1 rRNA gene is annotated in these 243 nt (G+C 56.4%); it reads right to left on the minus strand.

The annotated features are described in order from the left end of the window. Positions 1-243 (minus strand): 16S ribosomal RNA (locus tag SJH88_RS19600); the annotation flags it as partial.

The raw sequence follows: 243 nt of genomic DNA on the forward strand, positions 1-243 counted from the left end.
GGCTTTATGGGATTAGCTCCCCCTCGCGGGTTGGCAACCCTTTGTACCAGCCATTGTATGACGTGTGTAGCCCCACCTATAAGGGCCATGAGGACTTGACGTCATCCCCACCTTCCTCCGGCTTGTCACCGGCAGTCCCATTAGAGTGCCCTTTCGTAGCAACTAATGGCAAGGGTTGCGCTCGTTGCGGGACTTAACCCAACATCTCACGACACGAGCTGACGACAGCCATGCAGCACCTGT

Source organism: Comamonas sp. GCA5 (assembly GCF_036541385.1).
Classification (GTDB): domain Bacteria; phylum Pseudomonadota; class Gammaproteobacteria; order Burkholderiales; family Burkholderiaceae_C; genus Comamonas; species Comamonas aquatica.